At 66.7% G+C, this 18,877-nt stretch carries 13 protein-coding genes; 12 read left to right on the top strand and 1 reads right to left on the bottom strand.

What is annotated here, in order from left to right:
• Window positions 1–39: 39 nt before the first annotated feature.
• The 12 genes from LN450_RS11535 (at window position 40) to LN450_RS11480 (ending at window position 16,467) form a co-directional block, all read left to right on the top strand.
• Window positions 40–1,200, top strand: a complete 1,161-nt coding sequence (locus LN450_RS11535) for an NAD(P)/FAD-dependent oxidoreductase (protein WP_087944908.1) — start codon at window positions 40–42, stop codon at window positions 1,198–1,200.
• The gene (locus LN450_RS11530; protein WP_008571374.1) at window positions 1,197–1,442 is read left to right on the top strand and encodes a 2Fe-2S iron-sulfur cluster-binding protein; all 246 of its coding nucleotides are present in this window, start codon (window positions 1,197–1,199) and stop codon (window positions 1,440–1,442) included. The genes LN450_RS11535 and LN450_RS11530 overlap by 4 nt, the downstream gene beginning before the upstream one ends.
• On the top strand, window positions 1,435–2,748 hold the full coding sequence (locus LN450_RS11525; protein ID WP_011347869.1) for an NAD(P)/FAD-dependent oxidoreductase: 1,314 nt from the start codon (window positions 1,435–1,437) through the stop codon (window positions 2,746–2,748). Before LN450_RS11530 ends, LN450_RS11525 begins: the two co-directional genes overlap by 8 nt.
• Complete coding sequence (locus LN450_RS11520) at window positions 2,745–3,653, top strand: dihydrodipicolinate synthase family protein (protein WP_011347868.1); 909 nt, start codon at window positions 2,745–2,747, stop codon at window positions 3,651–3,653. The genes LN450_RS11525 and LN450_RS11520 overlap by 4 nt, the downstream gene beginning before the upstream one ends.
• A gap of 210 nt (window positions 3,654–3,863) precedes the next feature.
• A complete protein-coding gene (locus tag LN450_RS11515; protein ID WP_011347867.1) occupies window positions 3,864–5,480 on the top strand; it encodes an aldehyde dehydrogenase family protein in 1,617 nt (538 codons plus the stop codon).
• The gene (locus LN450_RS11510) at window positions 5,477–6,676 is read left to right on the top strand and encodes a M24 family metallopeptidase (protein ID WP_011347866.1); all 1,200 of its coding nucleotides are present in this window, start codon (window positions 5,477–5,479) and stop codon (window positions 6,674–6,676) included. Before LN450_RS11515 ends, LN450_RS11510 begins: the two co-directional genes overlap by 4 nt.
• Before the next feature lie 115 nt (window positions 6,677–6,791).
• Window positions 6,792–8,609 (top strand): DUF885 domain-containing protein, encoded by a 1,818-nt coding sequence (locus LN450_RS11505; RefSeq protein ID WP_011347865.1) that lies wholly within the window; start codon window positions 6,792–6,794, stop codon window positions 8,607–8,609.
• Window positions 8,606–10,471 carry a DUF885 domain-containing protein gene (locus LN450_RS11500; RefSeq protein WP_011347864.1) on the top strand — a complete coding sequence of 622 codons (1,866 nt, stop codon included), beginning with the start codon at window positions 8,606–8,608 and terminating at the stop codon, window positions 10,469–10,471. Before LN450_RS11505 ends, LN450_RS11500 begins: the two co-directional genes overlap by 4 nt.
• 62 nt (window positions 10,472–10,533) lie before the next feature.
• Complete coding sequence (locus LN450_RS11495) at window positions 10,534–12,120, top strand: APC family permease (RefSeq protein ID WP_011347863.1); 1,587 nt, start codon at window positions 10,534–10,536, stop codon at window positions 12,118–12,120.
• Entirely contained in the window at window positions 12,110–14,449 is a 2,340-nt protein-coding gene (locus LN450_RS11490) for a S9 family peptidase (protein WP_039417372.1), read from the top strand. The genes LN450_RS11495 and LN450_RS11490 overlap by 11 nt, the downstream gene beginning before the upstream one ends.
• A complete protein-coding gene (locus LN450_RS11485; RefSeq protein WP_074038774.1) occupies window positions 14,449–16,080 on the top strand; it encodes a DUF5597 domain-containing protein in 1,632 nt (543 codons plus the stop codon). The genes LN450_RS11490 and LN450_RS11485 overlap by 1 nt, the downstream gene beginning before the upstream one ends.
• A gap of 90 nt (window positions 16,081–16,170) precedes the next feature.
• Entirely contained in the window at window positions 16,171–16,467 is a 297-nt protein-coding gene (locus tag LN450_RS11480; protein WP_011347859.1) for a flagellar basal body rod protein FlgC, read from the top strand.
• A gap of 296 nt (window positions 16,468–16,763) precedes the next feature.
• Here LN450_RS11480 and LN450_RS11475 read toward each other — a convergent pair whose 3' ends face one another.
• Complete coding sequence (locus LN450_RS11475; protein WP_011347858.1) at window positions 16,764–18,335, bottom strand: S53 family peptidase; 1,572 nt, start codon at window positions 18,333–18,335, stop codon at window positions 16,764–16,766.
• Between the last annotated feature and the right edge of the window lie 542 nt (window positions 18,336–18,877).

The raw sequence follows: 18,877 nt of genomic DNA, 5'->3' as shown, positions 1-18,877 counted from the left end.
ACTGCTGCTGCAACGCCTGCGTCGGCAGCGGCGCTTGGATTGGGTGCGGTTGCCGAATCCGGGTCCGCCGCGTCTGCCGCGTACACGCGACGCAGTTACGACCTGATCGTGATCGGCGCCGGCATTGTGGGCGCCGCTTGCGCGGAAGCGGCGGCGGGCGAGGGCCTTCGCGTGGCGATCGTCGAGCCGGGACCGATCGGCGGCGGCGCCACGGCCGCGGCGATGGGGCATTTGGTGGCGATGGACGACGACCCCGCCGAGCTGGCGTTGTCGGCGTATTCGCTGCGGCTGTGGGAACGCTTCGCCACGCTCAGCGACGCCGAATTCAGCCGCTGCGGCACGCTGTGGGTGGCCCGCGACGCGCGCGAACTGGCGGCGGTGCCAGCCAAGATCGCGCGCCTGGCAACGGCCGGCCTGCATGCCGAAGCGATCGATGCCGCGCAGCTGTATGCGCTGGAGCCAGAGCTGGTGCCCGGGCTGGCTGGCGGCATGCGCGTGCCCGATGAAGCTGTGGTGTATCCGCCGCGGGTCGCGCGGCATTTGGTGGGCGTGGCCTGCACGTCCGGTGCACGCTTGTTTGCCGGCCGCCGCGTGGTGCAGCTGCAGGCGCATGCGGTGCGTCTGGACGATGGGCAGACGCTCGCCGGGCCGGTGCTGGTGGCCAGCGGTGTGGCCTTGCCGCAGTTGCTGCCCGAGCTGGCACTGCGCCCGCGCAAGGGCCATTTGGTGATCACCGACCGGCACCCGGGGCTGATCCGGCATCAGCTGCTGGAACTGGGCTATGCGGATTCGGCGCACGGGGCCGACGACACCAGCGTGGCCTTCAATGTGCAGCCGCGGCCCACCGGGCAGATTCTGATCGGCTCCTCGCGCCAGTTCGGCGAACACGACCGCGCCTTGTCGATGCCGGTGCTGCAGCAGATGCTGCAGCGCGCCTTTGCGTACCTGCCGGTCCTGCGCGAGCTGCAGGCGATCCGCGTGTGGACCGGCCTGCGTCCGGCCACGCCGGACGGGCGCCCGTATTTGGGGGTGGTGCCCGGCCGACGCGATGTGTGGGTGGCCGCCGGTCACGAGGGGTTGGGGGTCACCACGGCGCTGGGGAGCGCACGGGTGATCGTGGACAGCCTGCTCGGGCGCACCCCGGCCATCGACCCGGCGCCCTACGCACCGGCGCGTGCCGTGCAAGGAGCGCCCGCATGAGCGCGACGGTGCGTCTGCAGGTGGACGGGCGCATGGTCGAGGTGCCGGCCGGTGCCAGCGTGGCGGCGGCCGTGGCGCAGGCGACGTTGCAGTTTCGCCAATCGAGCAGTGGGCAAGCGCGCGCGCCCCTGTGCGGCATGGGCGTGTGTTTCGAATGCCGCGTGCGCATCGATGGCGTGGGACAGCAACGCGCCTGCCTGGTGGACGCATGCGATGGCATGCAGGTGCGCACCGATGGCTGAGCGCGTGCTGCATTTCGATGTGTTGGTGATCGGCGCCGGCCCGGCCGGGCTGGCGGCGGCGCAGGCGGCGGCCAGCCAAGGCGTGCGCGTGGGCGTGGTCGACATGCAGCCACGTACCGGCGGTCAGGTGTGGCGCAGCGATGTGCAACACGGCGCGCCGGCCGATGCGCGCGCATTGCGGCAGCAGGTGGCGGGCAATGCATCGATCACCGTGCTGACGCGGACGCAGATTCTGCTGGCGCAACCGGGCTGGCTGCTGGCCGATGGCCCCGACGGCACGCTGCAACTGCATTACGCCGCCCTGGTGCTGGCCACCGGTGCGCGCGAATTGCTGTTGCCATTTCCAGGCTGGACCTTGCCCGGCGTCACCGGTGCCGGCGCCGCGCAGGCGCTGGCCAAGCAGGGCTGGCCGCTGGCGAGCAAGCGCGTGCTGGTGGCCGGCAGTGGCCCGTTGTTGCTGGCCAGTGCGGCCACGTTGCAACGGCATGGCGCGCAGGTGCTCGGCATTCACGAACAGACCTCGCCGGCCGCCTTGCGCCAGTTCGCACTGCAGTTGTGGCGCTGGCCGGGCAAGGCCGCGCAGGCGGTGGCCTTGCGCCTGCAGCTGCGTGCAGTGGCATATCGCGCCGGCAGCATCGTGGTTGCCGCGCATGGCGACACGCAGCTGCGCGAAGTGGAGCTCGCCGGGCCCGGCGGCCGCACGCGTCTGGCCTGCGATCAACTGGCGGTGGGCTATGGGCTGGTACCCAACACCGAGCTTGCGCAATTGCTGGGTTGCCAGCTGCATGCCTGCGGCGCGCACCAGCAGGTGCAGGTGGATGCGCTGTTGCGTACCAGCGTTAACCAGATCTTTGCCGCCGGCGAAGTCTGCGGCATCGGCGGGCGCGATTGCGCATTGATCGAAGGAGCGATGGCCGGACACATGGCGGCCGATGCACCGGAGGCGGCGCTGCGTCTGCAGCCACGGCGTCACGCCGCGCGTGCGTTTGCCGATCTGCTGCAGCAGCACTTCGCGCTTGACCCGCGCATCCGCACGCTGGCACAGGCGGACACCTTGATCTGCCGCTGCGAAGACGTGCCGCTGGCCGCCCTGGACAGCTTCGACGATGCACGCGACGCCAAGCTCGCCTCGCGCTGCGGCATGGGCGCCTGCCAGGGCCGTATCTGCGGCGCGGCGCTGGCCGAACTGGGGCGCTGCCCGCCCGATCTTTCTACCGACGCCGGCCGCCGGCCGCCGTTGTTCCCGGTCCGCCTCGCGGCGCTGGCCGACTCGTTCACTTCCGACTCGCAAGGGAAACATCCATGAGCAATGCTGCGTTCTGGCACGGTGTGCTGCCGGCCATCACCACCCCGTTCACCGCCAACGGCGACATCGACCACGAGTTCCTCGGCAAGCACGCCAATCAACTGGTGGATGCCGGTTGCACCGCGATCGTGCCGCTGGGCTCGTTGGGGGAGGCCGCGACCTTGAGCGTGGAAGACAAGCTGGCGATCCTGCGCACCCTGGGCACCGCCCTGAACGGCCGCGTGCCGGTGGTGCCGGGCATCGCCAGCCTGGCCACCGGCGAAGCGGTCGCGCTGGCCAAGGCGGCCAAGGACATCGGCTGCGGCGGCTTGATGGTGCTGCCGCCGTACGTGTATTCCACCGACTGGCGCGAGATGGGCGCGCATGTGCGCGCGGTGATCGGCGCAACCGATCTGCCGGTGATCCTGTACAACAACCCAGTGGCCTACAAGACCGATTTCGGCCCGGCGCAGATCGCCGAGCTGGCCGCCGAATTCCCGAACCTGCAGGCCGTGAAGGAATCCTCCGGCGACGTGCGCCGCTTCGCTGCGCTGCAGGAATTGCTGGGCGATCGCCTGGCGCTGCTGGTGGGCATGGACGATGCCATCGTCGAAGGCCTGAGCATGGGCGCCAAGGGCTGGATCGCCGGCCTGGTCAATGCGTATCCGAAGGAATCGGTGCGCCTGTTCGAACTCGCCCGCGATGGCGGTTACCCGGCGGCCAGGGAGCTTTACCACTGGTTCCTGCCGCTGCTGCGCCTGGATACGGTGCCCACCTTCGTGCAGCTGATCAAACTGGTGCAGGCCAAGGTCGGCATGGGCAGCGAGCAGGTGCGTGCGCCACGCCTGGTGGTGGCCGGCGCCGAGCGCGATGCCGCCTTGAAGGTGATCGACCATGCCATCGCCACCGCGCCTACATTGTCTTGATGGCGCACTGATGCTGCCCTGGTCCGTCGTGCCTGCGGGTGAGCGCCAGGTGCCAGTTGTGCCGATTCGTAGCACGCGCCCTGCCTGCGCGCGCCGCGATGCGTTGGCCGATGCGGATGTGGCATCCAGTGCTGCATCCTCATCGTCTTTTTGGTCTGCCGCCAGCGCACCGAGCGCAGGTCCTGCCTCCCTGTCACCGAAGGTGCCGCAATGAACGAGACGAACCACTCCATTCCCGCGGCCGCAGCCGAGATCCTGCTGGCAGGGCAATGGCAAGCCAGCCGCGCCGCCACCGGCAGTTTCCGCGCTGCCGACCCGGCCACCGGCGAGCCGATCGGGCCGTACTTTCCGGTCAGTGGTGCGGACGATGTGGAAGCGGCCGTGGTTGCGGCGCAGTCAGTGGCGGCGGCGTTGGCGGCCGCACCGGTCGAGCGGATCGCGGCCTTTCTGGAAGGCTATGCCGACGCGCTGGATGCCGATGCCGAGACCCTGGTCGCGCTGGCGCATGCCGAGACGGCGTTACCGGCGCCCACACGCTTGCGCGGTAACGAACTGCCGCGCACCAGCGGCCAACTGCGGCAGGCCGCACAGGCCGTGCGCAGCTACAGCTGGACCCAGCCCATCATCGACAGCGCGGCAGACCTGCGTTCGCACCTGGCGCCACTGGGCAAACCGGTGCTGGTGTTCGGCCCGAACAACTTTCCGTTCGCGTTCAATGCAATTGCCGGCAGCGATTTCGCCTCGGCGATTGCCGCGCGCAACCCGGTCATTGCCAAGGCGCATCCGTTGCATCCGGCCACCAGCCAGCGCATGGCGCAGCTCGCGCATCAGGCCTTGGTTGGGGCCGGTCTGCCTGCGGCGGCGGTGCAACTGCTGTATCACTTCGACACTGCCGTCGGCCTGCGCTTGGCGGGCGATGCGCGGCTGGGCGCGATCGGTTTCACTGGCAGCCGTGCCGGTGGGCTGGCACTGAAGGCGGCCGCAGACGCGGCGGGCGTGCCGTTTTATGCCGAGCTTTCCAGCGTCAACCCGGTCTTCCTGTTGCCGGGCGCGCTGGCCGAACGCGGCGACGCGCTTGCGCAGGAATTCTTCGCCTCCTGCACGCTGGGTAGCGGGCAGTTCTGCACCAACCCCGGTGTGGTGGTGGTGCCGCATGGCGCGGCTGGCGAGGCGTTCATTGCGGCCACCAAGGCGCATTTCGAAGCGGCCATGCCGATGGTGCTGTTCTCCGCCGCCGGTGTAGAAGGCGTGCAACGCGGTGTGGCGAGCCTGCGTGCCGCCGGCGCCAGCATGCTGGCCGGCGGACACACCGGCGAGGATGGCTACCGTTATGCGCCGACCTTGTTGAGCGTGGATGCGCAAGCCTTTCTGGCCAACCCGCACGCCCTGCAGGCCGAAGCCTTCGGCCCGGTGAGCCTGCTGGTGCGCGCAGCCGATGTGGCGCAGATGGCACAGGTGGCTGCCGCGTTCGAAGGCAACCTGACCGGCACGTTGTACCGCGCGGCCGACGGCAGCGACGATGCGGCGTGGCAGACCATTGCCCCGGTATTGCGCGCGCGGGTGGGGCGGTTGATCAACAGCAAGATGCCGACCGGCGTGGCCGTGAGCGCGGCGCAGAACCACGGCGGCCCGTTCCCGAGCACCGGGCATCCGGGCTTCACGGCGGTGGGCATGCCCGGCGCCATCCGCCGTTTTGCCGCCTTGCACAGCTACGACGCGGTGCCCGATGCACTGCTGCCTGCCGAACTGCGCCAGCGCAATCCGGGCGGCGTGGCACGTCTGGTCGATGGGCAATGGAGCACGGCCGATCTTGGAGCCGGCGCATGAGCAGCCAGATCGGCGGGCTGTCGCTTGCGCAAGCGCGTGCGCAACTGACGCCGTGGACACAATGCGCCGCGCCGATCGCCACGGACGAATACGAGCGCCGCATCGAGCGTGCGCGCACCCTCATGCGCGCGCATGGCGTGGATGCGCTGTTGATCGGTGCCGGCACGTCGCTGCGCTATTTCACCGGCGGGCCGTGGGGGGCGAGCGAGCGTCTGGTGGCCCTGCTGCTGACGCTGGATGGCGAGCCGGTGCTGATCTGCCCGATGTTCGAGGAAGGCTCGCTGGATGCGGTGCTGAAGATCCCGGTGACCAAATACCTGTGGGAAGAGCACGACGACCCGTACGCACTGGTGGTACAGGCCATGGACGAGCGCCATGCGCATGCCCTGGCGCTGGACCCGGGCATTGCGTTCGCCGTGCATACCGGTCTGCGTGCGCATCTGGGCAAGGCCATTCGTGATGCCGGCGCGATCATCGATGGCTGCCGCATGTGCAAGTCGCCGGCCGAGCTGGCATTGATGCAGCAGGCTTGCGATATGACCTTGCTGGTGCAGCGGCTGGCGGCCGGTATCGCACACGAGGGCATCGGGACCGATGAACTGGTGCGCTTCATCGACCAGGCGCACCGCGCGCTGGGCGCCGACAACGGATCGACCTTCTGCATCGTGCAGTACGGCCACGCCACTGCGTTTCCGCACGGCATCCCGGGTGTCCAGCACCTGCGCGAAGGCGAACTGGTGTTGATCGACACCGGCTGCACCGTGCAGGGCTACCACTCCGACATCACCCGCACCTGGATCTATGGCGCGGCCAACGACGCGCAGCAGCGCATCTGGGACCTGGAGCAGGCCGCGCAGGCGGCGGCATTCGCAGCGATCCGCCCGGGCGTGGCATGCGAGGCGGTGGATCAGGCTGCGCGCAAGGTGCTGGAGGCAGCCGGGCTCGGCCCCGACTATCGATTGCCCGGGTTGCCGCATCGCACCGGTCATGGCTGCGGCCTGGCGATTCATGAGGCGCCTTACCTGGTGCGCGGCAATGCGCTGCCGTTGCAGCCGGGCATGTGTGCCAGCAACGAGCCGATGATCGTGGTGCCGGAACAGTTCGGCGTGCGCCTGGAAGACCATTTCCACGTGACCGACGATGGCGCGCAGTGGTTCACGCCGCCGTCGGTGGCGATCGATCAACCGTTTGCGTGAGCCGTTACAGGTTCACGCACGCGTAGGAGCGCACCCGGGCGCGACGGGCAGTCCCGATGAAGCCGTCGCGCTCAGGCGCGCTCCTGCAGCCGCCATTGCATCTTGGAGTGAATGCATGAAACACCTGCGTCCCGTTGCCATCGGTCTACTCGCCGCGGCCTTGGTCACCGCCTGCAAGCCGGCGCCGCCCGCAGCGGAGCGGGCGGCTACACCTGCCTCCGCCTCGACCGGCGAGCAGGCTGCCAAGGCCTTCGATGCGCTGCTGGACAAGCAGTGGCAGTACCAACTGCAGCACAACCCCGAGTTCGCCAGCATCATCGGCGACAAGCGCTACAACGACCGCTGGAGCGATTACTCGCTGGAGGCCGTGCAGGCAGAGCGCAGCGCAACGGCCGACCTGCTCAAGCAGTTCGAAGCGGTGGATGCCAAGACGCTGGACGAGCAACGCCAGCTCAGCCTGCAGATGATGCTGGGCCAGTTGCGCGACAAGCTGGAAGGGATCGACCTGAAAACCTATGCAATGCCGCTGGAACCGATCGGCGGCATACAGTTGGCGTTGGCCGGCTACGGCGATGCCTTCCCGTTCGAAAATGCCAAGGATTACCAGGACTACATCAAGCGGTTGCAGGCGATTCCGACGGTGATCGACCAGGTGATCGCGGTGTCGCGGCAGGGGGCGAAGGAGGGCCTCACCCAGCCGCGTTATCTGCTGGAGCGCCTACCCGAGCAGATCGACAAGATTGCGGCCTTGACCGGGGAGCAGAGCCCGTTCGCCTCGCCATTGAAAAAGCTCGACGCCGCCGTACCGGCCGATCAACGCGATGTGCTGCGCCAACAGCTGCTCGCCGCGATCGACCAACAGGTGCGCCCGGCTTACGCAAAGCTGGCCGCGTTCGTCCGCGACGAATATGCCGCGCAGGGGCGCGCGCAGGAAGGTGTCTGGTCGCTGCCCGATGGCGAGCGCCGCTATCGTTACGCCATCCACACCCAGACCACCACCGACATGGCGCCGGAGGAAATCCACCAGATTGGTCTGAAGGAGGTGGCGCGCATCGAAGGCGAGATGACGCAGATCGCCAAGGCGCAGGGTTTTGCGGATCTGGCCAGCTTCCGCAAGGCCGTGGAGACCGACAAGCGACACTTCGCCACCTCGGGCGACCAGATCCTGCAGCAATACCGCCAGTACATCGCAGCGATGCAACCGCAGCTGCCGAAGTTGTTCGGCCATCTGCCCAAGACCCCGCTGGAAGTGCAGGCGATGCCGGCGTTCCGGCGTACCGCACCGGGCGCCGAATACTGGCAGAGCAATCCGGAAGGCACCAAGCCGGCGATCGTGAAGGTCAACACCAGTGACTTCGCCAGCCGCACGTTGATCAATATCGAAACCACCGCCTACCACGAAGGCGTGCCCGGGCATCACCTGCAGATCTCGCTTGCGCAGACATTGCCGTTGCCGCCGTTCCGCCAGCAGGCCGGCTACAACGCCTATATCGAAGGTTGGGCGCTGTATGCCGAGCGCCTGGGCAAGGAGATCGGTTTCTTCAAAGATCCGTACAACGACTATGGGCGCCTGTCCGGCGAATTGCTGCGCGCCAACCGGTTGGTGCTCGACACCGGCGTGCACTACAAGCACTGGAACCGCCAGCAAATGGTGGATTTCTTCCACGCACATCCGTCCGATGACGAGCCCAGCATCCAGTCTGAAACCGATCGCTACATCGTGTGGCCGGGCCAAGCGCTGGGGTACAAGCTCGGCCAGCTGCAGATCCTGGCGCTGCGTGCGGAAGCCGAGAAGGAACTCGGTGAGCGCTTCGATGTGCGTGCCTTCCACGATGCGGTGCTGGGCGGAGGCGCGATGCCGCTGACACTGTTGCAGCAACGGGTGCGGCAGTGGATTGCGCAGGCCAAGGCGGCGCCGGAGGCACACCCATGAGCACCACCAGCGCGTTACGCGCAAGCACATTGACCCTGTTGATTGCGGCCTGCCTGGGCGGGCTGGCCTTGCCTGTGCACGCGGCCGAGGCTGCGGCTGCGGCCACGCAGAACACTGCAGCGGCACGCTTCAAGGCCTTGTACACACGCGAGTGGCGCTGGCGCCAGGCGCAGGCGTCGGGCGCGGTGGATGAAGACAACCAGGCCACGCAGGAGCAACAGGCCGACCATCTGCCCAAGGTCGATGTCGCCACGCAGAACCAGCGCACGGCGTATTGGCAACAGGTGTTGAAGGAACTGGATGCCATCCCGCAGGCACAGTTGTCGGCCGAAGATCAGGTGAGCTACCAAGTGTATCGGCAGCAATTGCAGGTACTGCTGGACCAGCAGCATTTTCGCGCCTGGGAAATGCCGTTCAATAGCGACTCGGCGTTCTGGAGCGATCTGGGCTTCAGCGCCGAGGCCACGCTGCGCACGCGCGAGGATTACCAGCGTTATCTGAAGATGTTGGCCGACATCCCGCGCTATTTCGCCGAGCACACCCACAATATGCGCGCCGGGCTGGCGCGCGGTTTCACCCAGCCGCGGGTCACGATGACCGGGCGCGACCAGTCCATCGCCGATGTGGCGCAGGCCAAAGGCGAGGCCAACCCGTTCTACGCGCCGTTCAAGCAGATGCCGGCGACGCTGCCGGCCGATGTGCAGGCGCAACTGCGCCAGCAGGCAGTCAAGGCCATCGATACACAGGTGGTGCCGGCATACGCCAAGCTGCTGGATTTCATCCGCAATGACTACCAGCCGCGCGCACGCACCACGCTGGCCGGCGAAGCGTTGCCGGACGGCCAGGCGTATTACCGTGCGCAGATTCGCGAGTTCACTACGCTGGATTTGAGCCCTGACCAGATCCATCAGATCGGCTTGCAGGAGGTGGCCAAGCTGCGCACGCAGATGGACCAGACCATCGTGGCCAGCGGCTTCAAGCCGCCGGCCGGGCAGGCGGTATTCCCGGCGTTTCTGCACTTCCTGCGGACCGACCCGCAGTTCTACGCCAAGACGCCGGAAGAGTTGCTCAAGCAGGCGGCCTGGATCGCCAAGCGCGTGGACGCCAAGGTGGGCGATTACATCGGCCGGCTGCCGCGCCGTCGCTTCGCCATCGAGCCGGTGCCGCCGGAGCTGGCGCCGTTCTACACCGGCGGTCGCGGTGGGCCGGGCATCTATCTGGTCAATACCTACAACCTGCCGTCGCGGCCGCTGTACAACCTGACCGCGCTGACACTGCATGAGTCCTCGCCGGGCCACGCATTGCAGATGCCGCTCGCGGCAGAGGCGCAAGGCTTGCCGGAGTTCCGTCGCTACGGCTTCATCTCCGCCTACGGTGAAGGTTGGGCGCTATATTCGGAGTATCTGGGCCAGGAAATGGGCATGTACGACACGCCCTATGACCGCTTCGGTTACCTGACCTACCAGATGTGGCGCGCCTGCCGCCTGGTGATCGATACCGGCATCCACCACAAGGGCTGGACGCGCGAGCAGGCGCAGGCCTACCTGCGCGACAACACTGCGCTCAGCGAGCACGAAGTCACCACCGAGGTGGACCGCTACATCGCCTGGCCGGGGCAGGCGCTGTCGTATTACCTGGGCGAGCTGAAAATACTGGAGCTACGCCGCAAGGCAGAAGCTGCGCTTGGCGAAAAGTTCGACCTGCGCAACTTCCACGATGCGGTGCTGCAGACCGGTTCGGTGCCATTACCGGTGCTGGAAGCGCGCATCGACCGCTTCATCGCCGATGGCGGCGTGTCGCCATACCCGCCGGATGACCAGGCAGAGGCATCGGCAGAGGCGAAGGCCTCTGCCAGCGACTGACACGTGCGCGCACGTGATGCTCTAAGTGCAGTAACCGCGCTTTCCACACTTCGGGGCGACGTATGACCACACACGCTGCGACCACGCAAGGCAAGTTCCACAAGCGCCTCAGCCTCACCGACCTGACCTTTATCGGGCTGGGTTCGATCTTCGGTTCCGGGTGGTTGTTTTCGGCCAGCCACGTCTCATCGATCGCGGGGCCGGCCGGCATCGTGTCGTGGATACTCGGCGGTATCGCGGTGCTGCTGCTTGGGCTGGTGTATTGCGAACTCGGCGCGGCATTGCCGCGCGCCGGCGGAGTGGTGCGCTACCCGGAGTATTCGCATGGCGCCTTGCTCGGTTCGTTGACCGGCTTCATCACCTTGATCGCATTCTCCAGCCTGATCGCGATCGAAGTGGAGGCGGCGCGGCAATACGCAGCGGCGTGGTTCCCGTGGTTGAGCCAGCCGCACAGCACCCATCCCAGCGTGGCGGGTTGGCTGGTGCAGTTGGCCTTGCTGGTGCTGTTCTTCGTACTCAACTATTTCAGCGTCAAGACCTTCGCGCTGGCCAACAACATCGTCAGCATCTTCAAGTTTCTGGTGCCGATCCTGGTGATCGTGCTGCTGATGCAGCACTTCGATGCCGGCAATCTGAGCGTGCATGGGTTCGCGCCCTCTGGCATGGCCGGTGTGGAAGCAGCGATCTCGGCCGGCGGCATCATCTTCGCGTATCTGGGGTTGACGCCGATCGTGTCGGTGGCCAGTGAGGTGCGCGACCCGCAGCGCAATATTCCGATTGCGCTGATCCTGTCGGTGGCGCTGTCCACGGTGATTTACGTGCTGCTGCAGCTGGCGTTCCTGGGCAGCATCCCGGCCGCGCAGCTCGCGCAAGGCTGGGCGTGCATCGACAAGGCCTTCTCGCTGCCGTATCACGACATCGCCCTGGCCTTGGGCATGGCGTGGCTGGCTGCGCTGGTGATCTGCGATGCGATGGTCTCGCCCAGCGGCACCGGCAACATCTACATGAATGCCACGCCGCGCGTGGTGTACGGCTGGGCGCGCAGTGGCGGGTTCTTGCCGGTGCTGACGCGGGTGGACCCGGCTTCGGGTATCCCGCGTCCGGCACTGTGGTTGAGCCTGGGGTTGTCGATCTTCTGGACGCTGCCGTTCCCCTCGTGGGAAACGCTGATCGGGGTGGTGTCGGCCGCCTTGGTGCTGAGCTATGCGGTGGCGCCGATCACGGTGGCGGCCCTGCGCCGCAGCGCGCCGGACTTGCCACGCCCATTTTTCGTGCGTGGCCTGCCGGTGATGGGGCCGCTGTCGTTCATGGTTGCGGCGTTGATCGTGTACTGGTCCACCTGGCCGACCTTGTCGTGGTTGCTCGGCTTGCAGGTGCTGGCGTTCGTGCTGTACGTGCTATTTCGCCTGCCTTTGCGCCAGGGCCGCGCGCGCCTGGTGCGGCAGGTACGCGCGTCGCTGTGGCTGATCGTGTTCTTCGTGCTGGTGATGCTGGTGTCGTGGGCGGGCACGTTCGGTGGACATGGCTGGATTGCGCATCCCTTCGATACGTTGAGCGTGGCGGTCATCGCGTTCTGCATCTATCACTGGGGCGCACGCAGCGGTTTGCGCAGCGACGAGCTTGCGCTGGAGGAGGACGATGGTGAGTGATGCGCGCCGCCGCGCATTTGGTTTGCGTCGATGGTCTGCGCTGGCCGGGTACATGATGGTGTTGTCGGGTGCTGTGCAGGCTGCGCCCAGCGTTGCCGATTACCAACGTTCGCTGGGTTTGCGCGAGCAGTGGATCACGCTGACGGAGAATGTCGCCTGGCCGGCGCAATGGCAGGACAATGGAAGGTTCTATTACCGCAAGACGGTGCCGGGCGGCTTTGCGTTTGTCAGTGCCGATGTGGCCACCTTGCAGAAGCAGCCGGCCTTCGATCAGGCACGCGTGGCGCAGGGCCTGAGTGCGGCAACCGGCAAGCCCTATGCGGCGCTGCGTCTGCCGTTCGAGCAGTTTTCGTTTTCAACCGAGGGCGAACGCAGCGATGGCGCCATTGTTTTCGCACTGGACGATGCGCCCTGGCGTTGCACGCTGACCACCTACCACTGCGCGCCCGATGCTCGGCTGCAGGCCACTTCACGCCCACGCGGTTTCGGCGTGGTGCGCGACCCGCTGGTGCCGGCCGACACCACGCCGCGTCGCTCGCCGGATGCCAGGTGGGAGGTGTTGGCCGATGGTTGGAACCTGGTGTTGCGCCGTGTCGCCGACGGGCAGGTCACCCGGCTCAGCAGTGACGGCCGTGCCGATGACTATTTCGATCTGGAGAGTGTTGCCTGGTCGCCGGATTCGCGGCAGCTGGCGGTGTATCGCGTGCGTCCGGGGCTGGCTCGCCGTGTCACCCGCGTCGAAGCCGCGCCTGCCGGCGGTGGGCAACCGGTGGTGCACACCCAGTTGTATCCCAAGCCGGGCGATGCGGTGGATGTGGAACGGCCGGTGCTGTTCTCCCTGGACGGAACACGTCGCGACGTGGACACGGCGTTGTTCGACAACCCGTATTCGTTGTCGCCGCTGCAGTGGCGCAGCGACGGGCGCAGTGTCGCGTTCGACTATGTGCAACGCGGCTTCCAGCGCATGCGCGTGATTGCGGTGGATGCACGCAGCGGGCGCGCGCGCGTGGCAGTCGGCGAAGACGCCCGCACCTTCGTGTATGCCGACCGCAGCTTTCGCCACGACGTAGACGCGCGTGGCGATGAGGTGCTGTGGATCTCCGAGCGCGATGGCTGGCGGCACCTGTATCTGTTCGATGGACGCAGCGGCAAGGTGAAGCGCCAGCTCACCCGCGGGCCGTGGGTGGTGCGCGATGTGCTGCGCGTGGACGATGCGCAACGCCGCATCTGGTTCACTGCCAGCGGGATGGATGCGGGCAAGGACCCGTACGACCGGCAGCTCTACAGCGTTGATTTCGACGGCCGCCGGTTGACCCGCCTGACCCACGCCGATGCCGACCACGACGTGGCCATTGCCGATGATGGCCTGCATTACGTCGATGTCTATTCGCGTCCGGACCTGCCGCCGGTGATGGAGCTGCACGCCATCGATGGCCAGCTGCTGCACACCGTGGAGCGTGGCACGATCGACAAGCTGCAGGCCGCCGGCTGGCGCGCGCCGGAGACCTTCGTGGCCAAGGGGCGCGACGGCACCACCGATATCTGGGGCATGGTGGTGCGTCCGCGCGACTACGATCCGCGCAAGACCTATCCGGTGATCGAAAACATCTATGCGGGGCCGCACGATTCCTTCGTGCCCAAGACGTTCTGGCCGTTCGGTTATCACTCCGGCGGCGACAAGCAGATCGGCATGCAGGCGCAGGCCGATCTGGGTTTCATCGTGGTAATGATCGACGGCATGGGGACCGCCAACCGCTCCAAGGCGTTTCATGATGTCGCGTGGAAAAACCTGGGCGATTCAGGGTTTGCCGACCGCATTGCCTGGCATCGTGCGCTGGCGGCCAAGGACCCGTCCTACGACATCAGCCGCGTCGGCATCTACGGTGCATCGGCCGGCGGGCAGAGCACGCTGGGAGCGCTCGAGCGTCACCCGGAGTTCTACAAGGTGGGCGTTGCGTTCGCCGGGTGCTACGACAACCGCATGGACAAGATCAGCTGGAACGAGCAGTGGATGGGCTGGCCGGTGGATGCCAGCTACGTCGCAGCCTCGGGCGTGGTCAATGCGAGCAAGCTGCAGGGCGACCTGCTGCTGATCGTGGGCGAGCAGGACAGCAATGTGGATCCGGCGTCCACCGCACAAGTCGTCGATGCCCTGATCAAGGCCGGCAAGGAATTCGACCTGCTCACCGTGCCGGGTGGCGAGCATTCGGTTGGCCGCTCCAGCGGGCCGATCGATTACGTGCAACGTCGACAGTACGACTTCTTCGTGCGCCATCTGCGCAACGAGCCCACGCCGCACTGGAATTCCCTGCCATCGGAGGCGCAATGATGCGTTTGTCTGCTCGATTCAAGCCGCAGCGGCGCAGCCGGGTGGCGGGTCTGCTGTGGTCGCTGGCATTGCTGGCTGGCAACGCACCGTTGCTTGCGGCCGCCGAAGAACTGCCGCGCTTCGTCACCAAGGATGGCCGCCACGCGCTGTTTGTCGATGGTGCGCCGTATACCATCCTGGCCGCGCAGTTGCATAACTCCAGCGCATGGCCGGCGGTATTACCCAAGGCATTGGACGATGTGGTTGCCCTGCACGCCAATACGGTGGAAGCGCCTGTGTACTGGGAGCAGTTCGAGCCGGCACAGGGCCGCTTCGACACGACCAATGTGGACGCGCTGATTGCCGGCGCCCGCAAGCGTGGCCTGCGTGTCGCGCTCCTGTGGTTCGGTAGCTGGAAGAACGGCCAGATGCATTACGTGCCCGAATGGATCAAGCGCGACGAGGCGACGTACCCGCGCATGCGCGATGCCAATGGCGAGCCGGTGGATGTGTTGTCGCCCCATGTGGCCGCCAACATGCAGGCCGATGCGTGGGCGTTCACCGCGTTGATGCAGCATCTGCGCAAGGTGGATGGCGACCGCCACACGGTGATTCTGGTGCAGGTGGAAAACGAGCCCGGCGCGATCGGCACCGTGCGCGATCACGGCCCGGCAGGCGAGGCAGCGTTTGCGCAACCGGTACCAGCCGCGATTGCGCGCGCACTCGGCAAACCGCAGGGCAGCTGGCAGCAACTGTTCGGCGCCGAAGCTGCCGAAGCGTTCAACGCATATGCAACCGCTGCGTATATCGAACAGGTGGCCGCCGCGGGCAAGCGTGTCTATCCGCTGCCGTTCTACGTCAACACCTGGCTGCGCTACAAGGGCAAGCGCTATCCGGGCATGGACTATCCGTCCGGCGGCGCGACGGTGAACGTATTCGCGTTGTGGCGCGCGGCCACGCCGTCGATCGATTTCATTGGTACCGACATATACACCAGCGACTACACCGAATACACCAAGGTCGTCGGCCAATACGCGCGGCCCGATAATCCGGCCTGGGTCTCGGAAACCGGCTTCGAAGCTGCCACTGCGCCGTATCTGTTCCATGTGCTGGGGCAGGGCGGGGTCGGCTTTTCGGTGTTCGGCATGGATGGCAACCCCGACAGCGAGGCCAACCGCGCGGCGGTTGCAGCCCATGCGGCCAACTTCACGCTGCTGGCGCCGATGCAGCGGATCCTGGCGCAGGCCGCCTTCGACGGCCGCCTGCAGGCGGTGGCCGAGCAGCCCGGCGCACCGCAGCGCACGCTGCGCTTCGGCGAGTGGGAGGCCAAGGTGTCGTTCGGTGCGCCCATGTGGGGCGATGCGCCGCCCATCGGCAACGACGACCACGCCGGCCGGCTGCTGGTGGCCCAACTGGGGCCGGAGGAATTCCTGGTGACCGGTATGGCTGCGCGCATTGGATTTTTTCGCGACGCGGCCGATACCCGTCATGGACAACTGTTGCGGGTGGAGCAGGGACGGTATGTCGACGGGCGCTGGCAGATGGAAAGGCAGCTCAACGGCGACCAGACCGACTACGGCCTCAACTTCGGGCGTGTGGATGCAACCGGCAATGTGCCTGTGGTGTTGCGGGTGCGGGTAGGGACTTACTGAGCCTTGCTGACCGTGTCGCTGCTGCCTTCGGCCTGTTGTCTGCAATGGGTTGAGCCTTGTTCGAATCTTCACCGCCACGCCGGAGCCACCATGAGCATCAGCAGCATCGCAAGTTCCGGAATGCAGGTCGCCGCGCTGCGCCAGCAGGTGGCGGCCAGCAATGTGGCCCGTCAGCCAGTGGACGGCAGCCCACGTCAGTCTGTCGCGGCCACGACCCAGGCCAATGGCGGCGTGGCGGCCAGTGTGGTGAATGCCAACGCCGATCCATCTGCGCCAGCCGGCGATCTGGTCGAAGGTCTATCGGCACGCAACGATTTCCAGGCGAATGCCAATGTGTTGCGGCGCTCCGACGAGATGCTGGGGAGCTTGCTGGATGTGGTGACCTAAGCAGTTCGAAGTGGATGAAAGCTGCCACCGACCCGTTGCCCCAGGGGCACGGGTCCCCGTTTGATGGCCCGCCTGGTGCCACCTGGTGCCACCTGGTGCGGTCCGGCCGCCATGCCGTCGTCGTTTCGCGTCGGGATGCGCTGCGCATACCTTGCTTGTAACGCCACAGCCGTTCGCGTTTCCAATGCAGCGCCTTCATGCGACTGCGCAGTGGAGCGGTGCCCTTGCGGCCGGTGCATTGGCACTCAACGCCAACCCGCATATGGCCCCGGCCGTTCACACGATGTGCGCGCCGGTCAATCGGGTCGCAACACCTCCGTCAGGCGTGCACCGTCGGGCACGCCCAAGCCGGTATTGGCGTCCCAGCCGGTGGATGCACGGAAGCCGGCGTTATCGCCGGCAACGATGTCGCGGAATGCGTCCGGTCGACCGTACAGGCGCGGCAACACGAAATGGGGTTGCATGCGGTTTGCGCCGTAGATGCGTGCCAGCAAGGCCGCCCATAACGGCGCGGCGGCGCTGGTGCCGCCCATCACGGCCGGCTGCCCATTGATCGACAGGTAGTAACCGGTCTGCGCGTCGGCATTGGCCGCCACATCGGGAACACCGCGCATGCCCAGCTGGCGCGACTGGTGCCGTGCATCGGTGATGCGCAGATACTTCTGCCAGGCAGGGCGTGCAAAGAAGCTGCTTTCTCCGCCGCCGCCGTTCGCCCAGGCTTGTTCGGTGGCGCTGTCGGCCGTGACCTGGAGCCGAGTGCCGCCGCAGGCGAGCACGAACGGGCTGGATGCGGGAAAGCAGACATTCAATCCTGGCTGCCCGTCGCTGGCGCCATCGTCGCCAGCGGCAATGCATACGGTGATGCCCATCAGTGCAGCGGCCTGAAACGCACAGTTGTAGGCCTGGCGCGATTGCGGCGTCCATTGCGATTCGGTGAAACCCCAGCTGATGGCAATGACGCCGGGAGAATGCTCTGCATCGTGGATGGCGGCGTTGATCGCTTCCAGAAAACCGTTGTCGGTGTTGGGCGCGAAATACACCACCAGTTTGGCGCCCGGTGCGATTGCCCCGGCAATCTGGATATCCATCTGCGCTTCGACATCGGCATCTGCATTGCCGCGACTGACGGTGTTGGTGGCCCCGGGCAACAGCACATCGACCAGTGTCGGCATGGGGACGCGCAGCTGCGCGAAATAGGCGGCCATCTGCGCGCGTGCATAGCCGCCGCCCAGCACGATGATGCCGATGCATTGACCCTGCCCGTCGTGCTCGGGAAAGCCGTAGAGCTGCGCCAGCTGCGGCGGGGTGTATTGCATGATCGGACCATCTTCACTGCCGGCCGGTGCAGTGGCCTGTAGCGCAGGCGGCGAGGATGCAGTCGCCTCGGGCGCGCTGGGCAGCGTCTGAGCCTGCGGGCGTGCGTCCAGCCCGAGCACGGCGGTGACGATGCCGCCCAGGGTCTGTGGAATCGATACCGGGCCGGTGCGTCCGCGATAGCGCATCGCACCATCGACATAGTCGCGCAAGCTGACCTGGAATGCGGCCTCGCATTGCTGCACGGTGCCCTCCAGGATCACGTTGCCGCTGTCTGCGTGCGCGTGCTCCATCGTCAAACCATAGCGGGCGGCAAAGTCGGCAACGGCCTGCAGATCTGTCGCACTGGCGGCGAAGCGTTCGCTGAACTCCGCGCGCGTGAGCGCAATCGGTAGCGTATTGGGCTGCAGGTGCAGCAGCGCATCGGCAGCGGCATTCAATGCCGGCATCCGCACCGCGAGCAGGACGCGCATGCGTTCGTCCTGCGGCGGTTGTCCGGCCTCGATGGTGGAGGGGGCGATACGGCGCTCACTGCCAGCCAGGATCGTGTGCATGCGGGGGAGAACTCCATCGAAGTGGTGAGTCAAAGTGGGTTAGTGCAGATCCAAATGTAGCCGGCGCGTGCTGCGCGACCACCGCGGCACGCGCGGCTGCCAGTAGCACGGCAGTGTGCATTCAATGCCATGCGCGAGCTGTCTGTGCAGCGGGGTACCGCGTGCGATGGACTGCAATACGAAGCACGGACGCATCGATTGGTGGGCCACCGGCCAATGGCACGCAACGGCAAGCGGTTGCAGCAAGATCAGCATCGCCTGCCTGCGCCTCAGATCCTGCGACAGCGTGCCGTGTGGCCGCGTGGCTTGCGGCGCTGGCGGCCTGGCGCATCCAGGGCGCCGGCGCGGACGACGGCAGGCTTCACTGCCTGGGCGTGATGTGCGGATTTCCGCACGGGTGTCTGACCGCTGTCACAAGACGTCGTGCATGAACGCGCGCACGATGGGCCACGATCATTCGAGGGAGCAACGATGGACCGTAGAACCTTTCTGCGTCAGGGCATGGCGGCCACCGCGGCGGTCGGTGCAGGTGCCGCGCTGGC

The organism is Xanthomonas euvesicatoria pv. euvesicatoria (genome assembly GCF_020880415.1).
GTDB classification, from domain to species: Bacteria; Pseudomonadota; Gammaproteobacteria; order Xanthomonadales; family Xanthomonadaceae; genus Xanthomonas; species Xanthomonas euvesicatoria.
The sequence above is the reverse complement of the archived record's forward strand: the minus strand, read 5'-3'. Positions and strand labels throughout refer to the sequence as shown.

Bases quoted from the DNA above. Each gene is read 5' to 3' on its own strand.
- LN450_RS11485 (WP_074038774.1), top strand. From the start codon at position 14,449: ATGCGTTTGTCTGCTCGATTCAAGCCGCAGCGGCGCAGCCGGGTGGCG.
- LN450_RS11530 (WP_008571374.1), top strand. From the start codon at position 1,197: ATGAGCGCGACGGTGCGTCTGCAGGTGGACGGGCGCATGGTCGAGGTG.
- LN450_RS11490 (WP_039417372.1), top strand. From the start codon at position 12,110: ATGGTGAGTGATGCGCGCCGCCGCGCATTTGGTTTGCGTCGATGGTCT.
- LN450_RS11500 (WP_011347864.1), top strand. From the start codon at position 8,606: ATGAGCACCACCAGCGCGTTACGCGCAAGCACATTGACCCTGTTGATT.
- LN450_RS11515 (WP_011347867.1), top strand. From the start codon at position 3,864: ATGAACGAGACGAACCACTCCATTCCCGCGGCCGCAGCCGAGATCCTG.
- LN450_RS11480 (WP_011347859.1), top strand. From the start codon at position 16,171: ATGAGCATCAGCAGCATCGCAAGTTCCGGAATGCAGGTCGCCGCGCTG.
- LN450_RS11505 (WP_011347865.1), top strand. From the start codon at position 6,792: ATGAAACACCTGCGTCCCGTTGCCATCGGTCTACTCGCCGCGGCCTTG.
- LN450_RS11510 (WP_011347866.1), top strand. From the start codon at position 5,477: ATGAGCAGCCAGATCGGCGGGCTGTCGCTTGCGCAAGCGCGTGCGCAA.
- LN450_RS11475 (WP_011347858.1), bottom strand. From the start codon at position 18,335: ATGCACACGATCCTGGCTGGCAGTGAGCGCCGTATCGCCCCCTCCACC.
- LN450_RS11520 (WP_011347868.1), top strand. From the start codon at position 2,745: ATGAGCAATGCTGCGTTCTGGCACGGTGTGCTGCCGGCCATCACCACC.
- LN450_RS11495 (WP_011347863.1), top strand. From the start codon at position 10,534: ATGACCACACACGCTGCGACCACGCAAGGCAAGTTCCACAAGCGCCTC.
- LN450_RS11525 (WP_011347869.1), top strand. From the start codon at position 1,435: ATGGCTGAGCGCGTGCTGCATTTCGATGTGTTGGTGATCGGCGCCGGC.